The 818-nt window shown below is 71.5% G+C and carries 1 protein-coding gene; it reads right to left on the bottom strand.

Annotated elements, in window-relative coordinates:
• A partial coding sequence (locus AC3ET3_RS36110; RefSeq protein ID WP_435613735.1) for a TIGR03560 family F420-dependent LLM class oxidoreductase occupies positions 1–818 on the bottom strand: 818 nt, incomplete at both ends.

The following is an 818-nucleotide window of genomic DNA, read 5'->3' as shown; positions in this document are numbered from 1 at the left end:
GACAACTGCGCCTGCACCTGGGACGCGATGAGCTCCAGGTGGTCCAGGTCGGAGAGGTCGAGGAGCTGGAGGTAGATGCGGCGCGAGCCGGTCGCGGCATAGCGGCCGATCTTGTCGACGACCTCGGCCGGTGTGCCGGCCAGGCCGTTGGCCTTCAGCTCGTCGGCCTCGCGGCCGATGGCGGCGGCGCGGCGGGCCACCTCCCGGTCGTCCTTGCCGACGCAGACCACGAGGGCGTTGGAGCAGATCAGGTCGTCGCCCCGGCGGCCGGCCTCCTCGGCGGCGGCCCGGACCCGGGCGAACATCCGCTCGCTGTCCTCGACGGAGGCGAACGGCACGTTGAACTCGTCGGCGTACCGTCCGGCGAGCCGCGGGGTGCGCCGGGCACCGAGGCCGCCGATCAGCACCGGGATCTTCGCCTGGGCGGGCTTGGGCAGCGCGGGCGAGTCGGTGAGGTCGTAGTAGGTGCCGTGGAAGTCGTAGGTCTCGCCGGCGGGAGTGCCCCACAGTCCGGTGACGATCTCCAGCTGCTCCTCCAGCCGGCCGAACTTCTCCTTCGGGAACGGGATTCCGTACGCGGTGTGTTCCTCCTCGAACCAGCCTGCGCCCAGGCCGAGTTCGACCCGGCCGCCGGACATCTGGTCGACCTGGGCGACCTGGACGGCGAGTACACCAGGGAGCCGGAACGTGGCCGCCGTCATCAGGGTGCCGAGGCGGATGCGCTTGGTCTCGCGGGCGAGGCCGGCGAGGGTGATCCAGGCGTCGGTGGGGCCGGGAAGGCCGTCCACGTCGCCCATCTTCAGGTAATGATCGGAGCG

The organism is Streptomyces sp. bgisy159 (assembly GCF_057707805.1).
The sequence above is the reverse complement of the archived record's forward strand: the minus strand, read 5'-3'. Positions and strand labels throughout refer to the sequence as shown.